This window comes from Hasllibacter halocynthiae, from assembly GCF_003003095.1.
GTDB lineage: Bacteria > Pseudomonadota > Alphaproteobacteria > Rhodobacterales > Rhodobacteraceae > Hasllibacter > Hasllibacter halocynthiae.
Map to the genome: position 1 here is coordinate 1,132,584 of NZ_PVTT01000002.1, position 12,689 is coordinate 1,145,272.

Annotated in this window: 11 protein-coding genes and 1 pseudogene; 9 read left to right on the plus strand and 3 right to left on the minus strand. The window is 71.7% G+C overall.

The window, feature by feature from the left end; translation table 11 throughout:
• The first annotated feature begins 72 nt into the window (after nt 1-72).
• From BCF33_RS12610 to BCF33_RS12635, 6 genes and pseudogenes are all read left to right on the plus strand, one after another.
• Nucleotides 73-591 carry a c-type cytochrome gene (locus BCF33_RS12610; protein ID WP_106161246.1) on the plus strand — a complete coding sequence of 173 codons (519 nt, stop codon included), beginning with the start codon at nt 73-75 and terminating at the stop codon, nt 589-591.
• A 228-nt stretch (nt 592-819) separates the two neighbouring features.
• Nucleotides 820-2,736 (plus strand): extracellular solute-binding protein, encoded by a 1,917-nt coding sequence (locus BCF33_RS12615; protein WP_106161247.1) that lies wholly within the window; start codon nt 820-822, stop codon nt 2,734-2,736.
• A 6-nt stretch (nt 2,737-2,742) separates the two neighbouring features.
• Nucleotides 2,743-3,519: pseudogene (locus tag BCF33_RS12620) on the plus strand (ABC transporter permease family protein); the annotation flags it as partial.
• Between the two features lie 42 nt (nt 3,520-3,561).
• Nucleotides 3,562-4,308 (plus strand): ABC transporter permease subunit, encoded by a 747-nt coding sequence (locus BCF33_RS12625; RefSeq protein WP_281260024.1) that lies wholly within the window; start codon nt 3,562-3,564, stop codon nt 4,306-4,308.
• Nucleotides 4,308-5,609, plus strand: a complete 1,302-nt coding sequence (locus tag BCF33_RS14235; RefSeq protein WP_106161248.1) for an ABC transporter permease — start codon at nt 4,308-4,310, stop codon at nt 5,607-5,609. The genes BCF33_RS12625 and BCF33_RS14235 overlap by 1 nt, the downstream gene beginning before the upstream one ends.
• Complete coding sequence (locus BCF33_RS12635) at nt 5,606-7,219, plus strand: ABC transporter ATP-binding protein (protein WP_211292390.1); 1,614 nt, start codon at nt 5,606-5,608, stop codon at nt 7,217-7,219. The genes BCF33_RS14235 and BCF33_RS12635 overlap by 4 nt, the downstream gene beginning before the upstream one ends.
• On the opposite strand, the gene BCF33_RS12640 is transcribed toward BCF33_RS12635, so the two are convergent.
• Entirely contained in the window at nt 7,216-8,883 is a 1,668-nt protein-coding gene (locus tag BCF33_RS12640) for a D-alanyl-D-alanine carboxypeptidase family protein (protein ID WP_245883825.1), read from the minus strand. The genes BCF33_RS12635 and BCF33_RS12640 overlap by 4 nt on opposite strands.
• Nucleotides 8,884-9,069: 186 nt before the next feature.
• A complete protein-coding gene (locus BCF33_RS12645) occupies nt 9,070-9,765 on the minus strand; it encodes an HAD family hydrolase (protein ID WP_106161250.1) in 696 nt (231 codons plus the stop codon).
• 95 nt (nt 9,766-9,860) lie between these two features.
• On the opposite strand from BCF33_RS12645, the gene clpS reads away from it, so the two are divergent.
• The 3 genes from clpS to BCF33_RS12660 are packed head-to-tail and all read left to right on the plus strand — an operon-like array spanning nt 9,861 to nt 12,072.
• Nucleotides 9,861-10,208: an ATP-dependent Clp protease adapter ClpS gene (clpS, locus tag BCF33_RS12650; protein WP_425432779.1), complete on the plus strand. Its 348-nt coding sequence runs from the start codon at nt 9,861-9,863 to the stop codon at nt 10,206-10,208.
• A gap of 13 nt (nt 10,209-10,221) precedes the next feature.
• On the plus strand, nt 10,222-11,214 hold the full coding sequence (locus BCF33_RS12655; RefSeq protein ID WP_106161251.1) for a class I SAM-dependent methyltransferase: 993 nt from the start codon (nt 10,222-10,224) through the stop codon (nt 11,212-11,214).
• Nucleotides 11,215-11,265: 51 nt separating this feature from the next.
• Nucleotides 11,266-12,072 carry an SDR family NAD(P)-dependent oxidoreductase gene (locus BCF33_RS12660; RefSeq protein ID WP_106161252.1) on the plus strand — a complete coding sequence of 269 codons (807 nt, stop codon included), beginning with the start codon at nt 11,266-11,268 and terminating at the stop codon, nt 12,070-12,072.
• A 224-nt stretch (nt 12,073-12,296) separates the two neighbouring features.
• Here BCF33_RS12660 and BCF33_RS12665 read toward each other — a convergent pair whose 3' ends face one another.
• Complete coding sequence (locus BCF33_RS12665) at nt 12,297-12,662, minus strand: hypothetical protein (protein WP_106161253.1); 366 nt, start codon at nt 12,660-12,662, stop codon at nt 12,297-12,299.
• Between the last annotated feature and the right edge of the window lie 27 nt (nt 12,663-12,689).

The following is a 12,689-nucleotide window of genomic DNA, read 5'->3' on the forward strand; positions in this document are numbered from 1 at the left end:
TACACCTTGAAGGCCCGCGCGGGAACCGTCTATGTCGCCCCGACTTAGCAGGCAGGAAGCAGGCGTCCCCCCATGTTCGACACGATGACCCTTACGAAGCTGGTCGGCGGCTTCTGCGGCGCGCTGCTGATCTTCCTGCTCGGCGGCTGGGCGGCGGAAACGCTCTACCATACGGGCGGCGACCATTACGGCGACGAGGTCCACCAGGCCTACGTCATCCCGCTGCCTGACGCCGGCGCGGAGGAGGAGGCCGTCGAGGAGGTCGCCTTCGACGTGGTCTATGCCAGCGCAGACGCCGACGCCGGCGGGCGCATCTGGAACCAATGCCGCGCCTGCCACGCGATGGAGCCGGGGGTGAACGGCACCGGCCCCACCCTCGCCGGGATCGTCGGGCGCGAGCAGGCGGCCGTCTCGGAATACGCCTACTCCTCCGCCTTCGCCGAGCTGGACGGCGTCTGGACCCCCGAGAACCTGAGTCATTTCCTCGAGAACCCGTCGGGCTGGGTGCCGGGCACGAAGATGACCTACTCGGGCATCGGCGACGTCGAGGACCGCGCCAACATCATCGCTTGGCTCGAGGCCGAGGGCTGAGGCGAAGCCCCCCCGCGTCCGATCGTCACGACCCCCGCATCCCGCCCCGCCCGGCAGGGTCCTGCCCCGTGCCAAGGGTTTACGCGGGCCCGCACCCGCACCCTCGGCCTATCCGGTCACGGAGCGTTCAGCGTTCCTCCCTTGAACAACGGGCGGAACGAATCGTAGCCTCGCCCGCGGGTTTCCAAGACCGCCGAACGCCCTACGTCATCAGCAAGAGGCCAGCCCATGACCGATCGCGAAACGCGCCGCGCCTCGAAGGCCAGGGCCGCCACGAGGCCCGATCCCAGGATCGCGCTCGCAGGGCTCGCCGTCGGGGCGGGGGTGCTGATCGCCGCCGGGCAGGCCGCCTTCGGGCAGGCAGGCGAGGACACAGTCACGGCGCATGGCTACACCTTCTTCGGCGACCTCAGGTACGCCGCGGATTTCGACCATCTCGACTACGTGAATCCCGACGCCCCGAAGGGCGGCGAGATCTCGCAATGGGCGCCCGGCACCTTCGACGGCTTCAATCCCTACGCCCGGGTGGGCCGGCCCGCCGCCCTGTCGAACATCGGCCACGAGGCGATCATGACCGTGACGGCGGACGATCCCACCTCGCTCTACTGCTTTCTCTGCGAGACGCTGACCTATCCCGAGGACCTCGCCTGGGTGGAGTTCGAGCTGCGTCCCGAGGTCCGCTTCGCGGACGGCACGCCCATGACGGCCGAGGACGTCGTCTTCACCCACGACATCTTCATCGAGCAGGCCCTGCCTTCCTTCCGCGCGGCCTTCGGCGGGCAGATCGACGAGGTCGAGGCGGTGGACGAGCATCGCGTCCGCTTCACCTTCGCCGAGGATGCGCCGCCCCGCGACCGCATCTCCCTCGCCGGCGGGCTGCCCGTCCTCTCGCGCGAGCATTTCGAGGCGAACGACCTCAGGATCGACGAGGCCCAGACGGAGCCGTACATGGGCACCGGCCCCTACGAGCTGGCCGACTTCGACTTCAACCGCCGCGTCGTCTACGAGCGGCGGGACGACTACTGGGGCGCCGACCTGCCCATCAACCGTGGCCGCAACAACTTCGACCGCATCAGGGTCGAGTACTTCGCCGACAGCACCGCCGCCTTCGAGGCGTTCAAGGCCGGGGAATACACGTTCCGGGTCGAGAACAACTCGCTCCTCTGGGCGACGGGCTACGACTTCCCGGCGGTGGAGAACGGGTGGGTGGTCACCGAGGAGGTGCCTGACGGCGCCCTCGCCACCGCGCAGAGCTACGTGTTCAACACCCGGCTGCCGAAGTTCCAGGACCCCCGCGTCCGCGAGGCGATCGGCCTGATGTTCAATTTCGAATGGTCGAACGACGCGCTGTTCTACGGCCTCTACGACCGCATCAACTCCTTCTGGGAGAACAGCGACCTCGCCGCCACCGGCACCCCGTCCGAGGACGAGCTGGCGCTGCTGCGCCCCCTCGTGGACGAAGGGCTGCTCGACGCGTCCATCCTGACGGACGAGGCGTTCGTCTGGCCAGTCTCCTCGAATCGGCAGCTCGACCGCGCCGCGCTGCGCCGCGCCTCCGCCCTTCTGGAGGAGGCCGGCTGGACCGTCGGCCAGGACGGACGCTGGAGCAAGGACGGCGAGGTTCTGTCGGTCGCCATCCTCGAGGCGAGCCCGACCTTCGACCGCGTGCACGACCCCTTCGTCGAGAACCTGCGCCGGCTAGGGATCGACGCCACGCTCGAGCGGGTCGACCCCGCGCAGGAAACGGACCGCCGGCGAGACTACGACTTCGAGCTGACCGTCCACACCATGCGCCAGCAACTGGAGCCCGACACCGGCCTCGAGCAGTTCTTCGGCTCGGAGGCCGCTGAGGAGTCCACGCGCAACCTGATGGGCCTGATGGACCCTGCCGTGGACCGCCTGATCGAGGCGGCCGTCGAGGCGGGCACCGAGGAGGAGCTGCGCGCCGCGACAGCGGCCCTCGACCGCGTCCTGCGGGCGGAGCGGTTCTGGATCCCTCATTGGTACAAGCCGTTCCACACGATCGCCTATTACGACATGTACCGTCACCCGGAGGAGATTCCGCCCTTCGCGCTCGGGGACCTCGACTTCTGGTGGTTCGACGAAGCCGCGGCCGCGCGCCTTCGGGACGCCGGCGCGCTGTAACCGGGGATGGGCGCCTACCTCCTCAAGCGGTTCCTGCTGATCATCCCGACGCTCTTCGGGATCATGGTCATCAACTTCGTCCTCACCCAGTTCGTGCCCGGCGGACCCATCGAGCAGGTCATCGCCGAACTGGAGGGCGGCGGCGACGTGTTCGAGGGCATCGCCGGCACGGGCGGCGGCGAGATCGAGCAGGGCGCCTCCGACGACGGCTATGCCGGCGCGCGGGGCCTGCCGCAGAGCTTCCTCGACGAGCTGCGCGTCCAGTACAACTTCGCCCGCCTCGTCTGCGCCCCGGGCCACGAGGGCGCGCCGGCCTTCGACGCCCCGGAATGCGAGGCCGTGGACATCCCCGCCTTCGAGCGGTTCTGGCTGATGATCTGGGACTACGTCCGCTTCGACTTCGGCGAGAGCTTCCGCCATCCCGGCACCTCCGTGGTGGACCTCGTCCTCGACAAGATGCCGGTCTCGATCACGCTGGGGCTCTGGTCGACGCTGATCGCCTACCTGATCTCGATCCCGCTGGGCATCCGCAAGGCGGTGCGCGACGGCTCGCGCTTCGACACATGGACCTCGGGCCTCATCATCGTGGGCTACGCCATCCCCGGCTTCCTCTTCGCGATCCTCCTCCTCGTGCTCTTCGCGGGCGGGTCCTACTACCAAGCCTATCCGCTTCGCGGGCTGACCTCGGATTATTTCGACGTGCTGTCGCCGCTGGGGCGGGTGCAGCTCTACCTGCCGTTCATCCTCCTCGTCCTCGCGGGGGCGTGGCTCGGCGCGCTGGCGGCGCGGCGGGCGGGGTCCGGGCGGGCCGGGCCGGGCCTTGCGGTGCTGGCCGGGGGGGCGGCGGGCCTGGTCCTCGCCGCGCTGGCCGCCCGGGGGCTGGCCGGCGACCTTCTCGGCGGCGAAGGGCAGCATCTCTGGATCGTCGCAGCCCCGGCGGCCGCCGGCACGCTCTGGGCGGCATGGGCGGCGCGGCGGGGCGCGGAGGGGGCGGGCGCGATCCTCCTGCGCATGGCGCTCGGGGCGGGGCTCGGCCTCGTGCTGATCGGCCTCCTCTCCGTCGCGGGCCTCGTGCGCGCGGTGCCGCCGGGCGCCCCGCGCCCGGACGGGCCGACGACCCTCTTCGGGCAACTCGGCGACTACTTCTGGCACATCACCCTGCCGGTCGCGGCGTCGACCATCGCGTCCTTCGCGACGCTGACCCTGCTGACGAAGAACTCCTTCCTCGACGAGATCAGGAAGCAGTACGTGATGACCGCCAAGGCCAAGGGCCTGTCCGAGGGGCGCGTGCTCTACGGGCACGTCTTCCGCAACGCGATGCTGATCGTGATCGCAGGCTTCCCCGGCCTCTTCATCGCGGTGTTCTTCGGCGGCTCGATCATCATCGAGACGATCTTCTCGCTCGACGGCTTGGGTCGACTGGGGTTCGAGGCGGCCGTCGCGCGCAACTACCCGGTGATCTTCGGCACGCTCTTCTTCTTCGGGCTCGTCGGCCTCGTCGTCGGCATCCTGTCGGACCTGATGTACGTCCTCGTGGACCCCCGCATCGACTTCGAGGCGAGGAGGACCTGATGAACGATCAGCGCCCCCTTCCGGGCCCCGACCGGCCCGACCGCATCGACGAGCGGCGCGTCGACGCGCCCGCCGAAGCCCTGGGCGCGCCGGCGCCCGTCGCCGCGCCCGTCCCGCGCCGCCGGCGCCTCGCGCTCTCGCCGCTGAACCAGCGCCGCTGGCGCAACTTCACCCGCAATCGGCGCGCCTACTGGTCCTTGTGGATCTTCGCGCTGCTCTTCGGCCTCTCGCTCTTCGCGGAGCTTCTGGCCAACGACCGCCCCCTCCTCGTGCAGTACCGGGGCGAGCTGTACACCCCCCTGACGCAGTTCTACTCCGAGCGGACCTTCGGCGGCGACGTACCGACGGAGGCGATCTACCGCGACGTCGAGGTCCGCTGCCTCATCAAGACGGGCGGCTACGAGGAGTGCTACTACGAGCCCGAGGACCTCATCGCCCGCATCGACGCGGGCGAGACCGTGTGGGAGGATCAGGTCGAGGGCTGGGTCCTCGATCCGCTGATTCCCTACGGCTACCGAACCATCGTGGACCGCCGCGGCAGCGCGCCGGGCGCCCCCGACGTGATCGGCTTCTACACCGACGAGACGGGCGAGCGGCGCTTCGGCCTGCTGCCCCCGGATCAGCGGGGGGCGAACCTCCTGGGGACGGACCGCTCGCACCGGGACGTGATGGCGCGGGTGATCTACGGCTTCCGGCTGTCGATCCTCTTCACCCTCATCGTCACGGGCATCGCGTCCCTGATCGGCATCGCGCTGGGGGCGATCCAGGGCTATTTCGGCGGCTGGACCGACCTCCTGATGCAGCGCTTCATCGAGATATGGGGCTCCACCCCGTCGCTCTACATCATCATCATCCTCTTCGCGATCCTCGGCCGATCGTTCTGGCTGCTGGTGTTCATAACCACGCTCTTCGCCTGGCCCGCCCTCGTCGGCGTCGTGCGGGCCGAGTTCCTGCGCGCCCGCAACTTCGAGTACGTCCGCGCGGCCCGCGCCCTCGGGGTCCGGGACGGGACGATCATGCTGCGCCACGTCCTGCCCAACGCCCTCGTGGCGACGGTGACGCTGCTGCCCTTCCTGATCACCGGGGGGATCGGCACGTTGGCTTCCCTGGACTTCCTGGGCTTCGGGCTGCCTTCCTCGGCGCCCTCGCTGGGCGAGCTCACGCTGCAGGCCAAGAACAACCTCCAGGCGCCCTGGCTGGCGTTCACCGCCTTCTTCACCTTCGCGATCATGCTCTCGCTCCTCGTGTTCATCTTCGAGGGCGTGCGCGACGCGTTCGACCCCCGGAAGACCTTCCAGTGACCGATCGCCTCCTCGAAGTGGACGACCTTCGCGTGACGTTCCGGTCGGAGGGGCGGGACGTGGAGGCCGTCAAGGGCGTGTCCTTCCACGTGGACCGGGGAGAGACCGTCGCGCTGGTGGGCGAGTCGGGCTCGGGCAAGTCGGTGACGGCCCTCTCGACCGTGGACCTTGTGCCCGGCGCGCCCCGCGTCGAAGGGTCCGTGCGCTATGACGGCGCCGAGATGATCGGCGCCCCGGAGAGGGAGCTGCGGCGCGTGCGTGGCAACGACATCTCCTTCATCTTCCAGGAGCCGATGACCTCGCTGAACCCGCTGCACACGATCGAGAAGCAGCTGGGCGAGGCGCTGGACCTGCACCAGGGGCTGTCGGGGGGCGCGAAGCGCGACCGCATCGTGGAGCTGCTGAACCAGGTCGGCATCCGCGATCCCGAAAGCCGGCTGGCAGCCTATCCGCATCAGCTTTCGGGCGGCCAGCGGCAGCGGGTGATGATCGCGATGGCGCTGGCCAACGGTCCCGACCTGCTGATCGCCGACGAGCCGACGACCGCGCTGGACGTCACCATCCAAGCGCAGATCCTCGAGCTGCTCGCCGATCTGAAGCGCGAGCGGGGCCTGTCCATGCTCTTCATCACGCATGACCTCGGGGTGGTGCGGGCCATCGCCGACCGGGTCTGCGTGATGAAGGACGGAGAGATCGTCGAGCAGGGCGACGCCGAGACGATCTTCCGCGCCCCCCGGCACCCGTACACCCGCATGCTGCTGGCCGCCGAATCGGCGGGCGGCCCGGACCCGGTCCCCGACGCCGCCGAGGAGATCGTCCATACCGAGGGGCTGCGCGTCTGGTTCCCGATACAGCGCGGCCTCCTCAAGCGCACGGTAGGGCATGTGAAGGCGGTGAACGCGGCCACGCTGCACGTCCGGCGGGGCGAGACGCTGGGCGTGGTGGGTGAATCGGGGTCGGGCAAGACCACGCTGGCGCTGGCGATCCTGCGGCTGATCCGGTCGGACGGGCCGGTGGTCTTCCAGGGCCGCGACATCCAGGGCCTGCGCGAGAAGGCGCTACGCCCCCTCCGGCGCGAGATGCAGATCGTGTTCCAGGACCCGTTCGGCAGCCTCTCACCGCGGATGACCGTGGCCGAGATCGTCGCCGAGGGCCTCGGCGTGCACGGCGTCGATCCCGGCCGCGACCGCCGCGAGATGGTGGCCGAGATACTCCAGGAGGTCGGCCTCGACCCGGCCGCGATGGATCGCTACCCGCACGAGTTCTCGGGCGGGCAGCGCCAGCGCATCTCGATCGCGCGCGCGATGATCCTGCGGCCGGAGCTGGTCGTCCTGGACGAGCCGACGAGCGCGCTCGACGCCACGGTGCAGGTGCAGATCGTCGAGCTCCTGCGCGACCTGCAGCGGCGCCACGACCTCGCCTATCTCTTCATATCGCACGACCTGAAGGTGGTCCGGGCGCTGTCGCATCGCGTCATGGTGATGAAGGAGGGCGACGTAGTCGAGGAGGGCACGGCGGAGGGGATCTTCACCGCACCCAGGACGGCCTATACCCGCGCGCTCCTCGGGGCGGCCTTCGACATGCGCGCCTCGGACGCGGCGGCGGGCTAGGGCGCCTCGACCTCGCAGCCCGCGCCGCGCGCCGCGAGGCGGGCGCAGGCGCTGCCGGCGGCGGCGGGCGTCAGTCCCTCGAAGCGCGCGGCCCAGCCCCGGGGGGAGTGGCGCACCGCCCGGCGCGCCTCCGAGAGGGTCGAGACGTCCGCGAGGGCGGCCTGCAGCAGCGCGCGCCTGGCCTCGAACTCGGTCGGGTAGAGGCCGAGATGCGCGGCGGCGAGACGCTCGCCGCCGGAGGTGGAGACGCGTTCGATCGCCTCGGGGCGGGCGATGGCGGCTGCGGGATCGGCGATGGCCGGCAGGCCGACGGCGGCTTCCGCGACCGGGACGGTGGCGAGGAGCGGCACGGCCTCGATGACGATCTGCGGCTCCGCGACCGCGAGGAGCGGCGCCCCTTCGGGTGCATCGCCCGCGGAAAGGTCGGCCGGCGCCTCCTGGGCGAGGGCGGCGCCTGCATCCGGTGCTTCCGGGGCGGGGTCGGGCGCGGCGGCGGCGAGGCGCAGGGCGTCCCCCCCTTCCTCCTCGGCGGGCGCCTGCGCCTGGGCGACGACCGTCTCCCCGGCGGCGGGCGCGTCGCCCTGCTGCGGCGCGGGCATGGGCGCGGCTGCGGCCTCCTCCTCGGCGGCGGAGGCGTCTGCCTCGGGCTCGAGAAGGGCGACGCCGACGGCCTCCTCGATCAGATCCTGCATCTCGACCGTCAGCACCGGCGTGCCGCGGCGGGGCCTTCCGTGCGGCCGGATGGAGCGCGACACCGCGCCGGAGGTCCGCAGCGTCGTGGCGGCCCCGCCCCGCGCGATGCCCGTGAGGTCCACGTGCCGGGGGCGGCGCACGGTCGCGTGGGTCGGCGCGCGCTCGAACCCCATGTCGAGCAGCTCGGCCACGCGGGCGTTGCGCCAGCCGGCGCTCTGACCGCCGAAGACGGTGGCGACGACCCGCTCGCCGCCCCGCTCGGCCGAGGCGACGAGGTTCCAGCCGGCGGCATTGGTGAAGCCCGTCTTGATGCCGTCCGCCCCGCGATAGGCGTCCAGGAGGCGCCGGTTCGTGTTGCGCACCGTGGTGATGCCGATATCGGCGCTGCGGCGGGAGAAGAGGTTGTAGTACTGGGGAAAGTCGTAGAACACGCGCCGCCCCAGCGTGGTCATGTCGCGCGCGGTGGACATGTGCCCCGAGGCGGTGAGGCCGTGTGCGTTGCGGAACGTCGTACGCGACATTCCCAGGGCGCGGGCCGTCTCGGTCATGCGGCGGGCGAACGCCTCCTCCGAGCCGGAGAGGGCCTCGGCGATCGCGGTGGCCCCGTCGTTGGAGGAGCGGATCGCCGCCGCCCGCAGGAGGTGGCGCAGCGGCACGGAGGAGCCGGCCCGGAAGCCGATCGCGTAGGGGGTCGCCGCGGCGTGGGCGCTGATGGGGATCGGGGTGTCGAGGCCGATCTCGCCCCGTTCGATCGCGTCGAACGCGATGTAGAGGGTCATCATCTTCGTAAGCGACGCCGGGTGCAGGGGCGTGTCCGCGTTCCGCGAATGCAGGACCTCGCCCGTGCGGGCGTCGATCACCATGGCCGCGTAGGGCGCCGAATGGGCCGTCTGGGCGGCCAGCGCGAACAGCCCCCAGATCAGGGCCGCGATCAGGTAGGATAGGGGCGATAGCCCCGGACGGGTCCGCACGATGTCTGCCTCGATTTCTGCCTCGGCGGCCGTCGTTGATCGCGGCCGCTCGACGTCTCGATACCATGGCGCGGACGCGGCCGGCGAGGGCGAAGTTTCGACGTTCTCAAGGCGGTGCGCGGAAATCCTCACCCACGGCTTGCGGGTCCGGCGCGGCTGGGCACCAGATCGGCCAACGCGTTGCCCTCAGGTCACTTCGTCGAGCTCGTCCACAAGGGTGGGGAACCCCGACAAGTCCGCCGCGCGGCGGAATCGGGGATGATTCTCCGGGGCCTCGGCATGCTCGATCGCCCAGGGGACGCCCTGCGGCACGTGGGCCGCGAAGGCCCCCGCGGCGAGCGCGGGCAGGATGTCCGAGCGCATCGAATCGCCCACCATCAGCGTCCGGGCCGCCGCCGCGCCGAAGACGCGCGCATAGACCGCCGGGTCCTTCTCGGAGACGATCTCGACATGGTCGAAGAGGTCCCCGAGACCCGACTGGGCGAGCTTGCGCTCCTGGTCGAGGAGGTCGCCCTTCGTGACCATGACCGCGCGCCCGCGCGCCGCGGCCGTCTCGACCGCCTCGCGCGCGCCGGGCAGCAGGTCGATCGGATGGGACAGCATCTCGCGCCCCGCGGCGACGATCTCGGCGATGACGGGGCCGGGGGCGCGGCCTTCCGTCACCTCGAGCGCGGTCTCGATCATGCAGAGCGTGAACGCCTTGATGCCGTAGCCGTAGGTGCCGAGGTTGCGCCGCTCGGCCTCGAGGAGGCGCGCGCCGAGGTGGTCGGGGTCGGCATGGTCCTTCAGCAGGTCGAAGAAGGTCGCATGGGTCAGCCGGAAGAAACGCTCGTTGTGCCAGAGCGTGTCGTCGGCGTCGAAGGCGAAGCATTCCAGCGGCATCGGGGATCCCCATGGCGGGCCTTCACAGGCAGGACGCGGCGCTTATATGGTCGGGCCTGACCGTCCGACAATCCGATCCGAACCGGGGCCTTTCGATGCCGCAGACCATCCGCATGGCCGACAAGGACGACGCGCCCGCCGCCCCGGGCGTGGACGTCGCGCTGCGGCCGAAGGCCAAGCCCAAAACGCAGAAGCCGCCCCTCTACAAGGTGCTGCTGCTGAACGACGACTACACCCCCATGGAGTTCGTCGTCGCCGTGCTGGAGCGGTTCTTCGGCCTGAATCACGCGCAGTCCTTCGAGCTGATGCTGACGGTGCACAAGAAGGGCCTCGCGGTGGTGGGGGTGTTCTCCTACGAGATCGCGGAGACGAAGGTGACGCAGGTGATGGACTTCGCCCAGCGCCACCAGCACCCGTTGCAGTGCACGATGGAGAAGGAGTAGGCGCCGGCGGATCATGCCGACGCCCACCCGCCTCGACCTCGCCGTTCGCGAATGGCCCCTGCCCGAAGGGCGGGTGCTGTCCCTGCGCCCCCGCGCGGGCGAGGACCTCTCGCCCCTGGGCGACGTGCTGGCGGTGACAGGGTTCCGGCCCGACCTCGACGCGCTCGCCGCCGCAGGGGTGGCCGTGGAGGCGGAGACCCCCGGGGGGCCCTTCGCGGCCGCCCATGTCCGGATGCCCCGCGCCCGCGAGCATGCCAAGGCCCTGGTGGCGAAGGCGATGGAGGCGGTGCCCGCCGGCGCACCCGTGCTGGTCGAGGGGCTGAAGGCGGACGGGATCGAAGGGCTCCTCCGGGCGTGCCGGAAGGCGGTCCCGGGCACGTCGCCGGCCATCTCGAAGGCGCATGGCAAGGTGTTCCGGGTGCCCGGCGGGCCCGCGCCCGAAGGCTGGGCCGCGGGGGCCGCGGAGGTCGCGACGCCCTGGGGGACCTTCGAGACGCCCGCCGGGGCGTTCAGCGCCGGGCGGGCCGATCCGGCCTCGCTGATGCTGGCGGAGGCGCTGCCCGCGCGGATGCCGGCCCACCTGGTCGACCTCGGCGCCGGGTGGGGGCTGCTGAGCGCCGCCGCGCTGCTGCGCGAGGGCGTCGAGCGGATCGACCTGGTGGAGGCCGAGAAGGACGCGCTGGACGCCGCGCGGCGGGCGATCGCCGATCCGCGCGCCCGCTTCCACTGGGCCGACGCGACCCGCTGGACCCCCGACCGGCCCGCGGACGCGGTGATCTGCAACCCCCCTTTCCACGAAGGGCGCGCGGCCGATCCGGCACTGGGGCGTGCGTTCATCGCGCAGGCGGCGCGGGTGCTGTCCCCCAAGGGGCGCGCCTGGTTCGTCGCCAACCGCCACCTGCCCTACGAGGCCGCGCTGGCCGAGCGGTTCCGCCATGTGGAGGAGGTGGGCGGCACGCCCGCGTTCAAGCTGCTCGTCGGCGGGTCGCCGCGACGGAACCCCTAGGCGCGACACGCCGGCCCGCGCTAGACCGGCGCCCCTACAGCGGGAGAATCCATGTCCTTCTCGATCCGCGGCAGGACCGCCATCGTCACCGGGGCCGCGAGCGGCGTCGGCCTCGCCATCGGGCGGCACTTCCTCGACCAGGGGGCGAACGTCGTCTTCGCCGATCGCGACGAGGCCGCGCTGGCCGAGGAGGTCGGGGCCTCGGACGAATCGGGGGGCTACCGCGTCTTCGCGGGCGACCTGCGCGAGAAGCTGACGGTCGCGAACCTCCTGTCGGCGGCGATCGACGCCTTCGACCGGATCGACGTGCTGGTGAACGCCTCGCGGCAGGTGATGCCGACCGACCCCCTGAACCCCGAGGACGATTCCGTCGAGGAGCTGCTGCGCCAGAACCTGCTGACGTCCCTGCGCCTTTCGCAGTCCGTCGCGGGTCGGATGATCCGGCAGGCCGAGGAGGAGGGGCGCGACGAGGGGGTGATCGGCTCGATCGTGAACCTCTCCTCCATCGCGGCGCGGCGGACCCAGCCGGAGCTGCTGGCCTACTCGGTCTCGGCCGCGGCGCTGGACCAGATGACGCGGTCGCTGGCCGTGGCGCTGGCGCCCCGGCGGATCCGGGTGAACGCGGTGGCGTTCGGCAGCGTCATGTCCTCGTCCCTCAAGGGCGCCCTGAAGGAGAACGGGGACTGGCGCGAGGACATCACCGAGCACACGCCCCTGCACCGGATCGCGCGGCCCGCCGAGGTCGCGGAGGCGGCGCAGTTCCTGGCCAGCGACGGGGCGGGGTTCGTCACGGGCGAGGTGCTGACCGTGGACGGCGGGCGGTCGCTGCTGGACGCGGCGCGGGCCCCGGCGCACTGAGGGCCGCGGGCCGCGCGGGCGTGGCGGCGGCGGGAGGGGGCCGGCCCTGAGGGGGCATGTCTCTGAGAAGGTTCTGAGAATCTGGCCGCAGCGCGGTGCCCTCGACGCCGGCCCGACGCACCGCGCGGTGCGTTAACGGATCGGGAACCCCCGCGTGGCAGGATGCCTCCATGACGCCCCCGATCCCATACGCGCCGCACGGGCGACGAACGCGGCCCCAGCCCTCAGGCGGGGCAGGCGGCCACGGCGCGCGACGCCTCCCGGCGGAGCTGGGAGACCCGCGTCCGAAGGTTGTCGCGGGTCCGCCGTTCCGCCGCCGGGTCGATGGCGACGGCGCGGGTGCGCGTCGCCGCCGCGGGCTGGCCGACGCAGAGGCCCGCCACGTCCCGCGAGGCGCAGAGCGTGAAGCCCGCCACCGGACCGCGCGCGAGGACCGTCTCCTCGCGGTAGCCGCGGGCGAGGGCGGTCTCGGACTCGGCGAGGAGGGACTCGACGCGCCGCAGCTCGCGCGTGGCGCCGTCGAGGCAGGCCTGCCGGGCGCAGCCCGCGAGCGCGAGGAGGAACGTGATCGAGATCAAGGCGCGCCGCATGCCCCCGAGGATAGCCGCGAGCCGTGC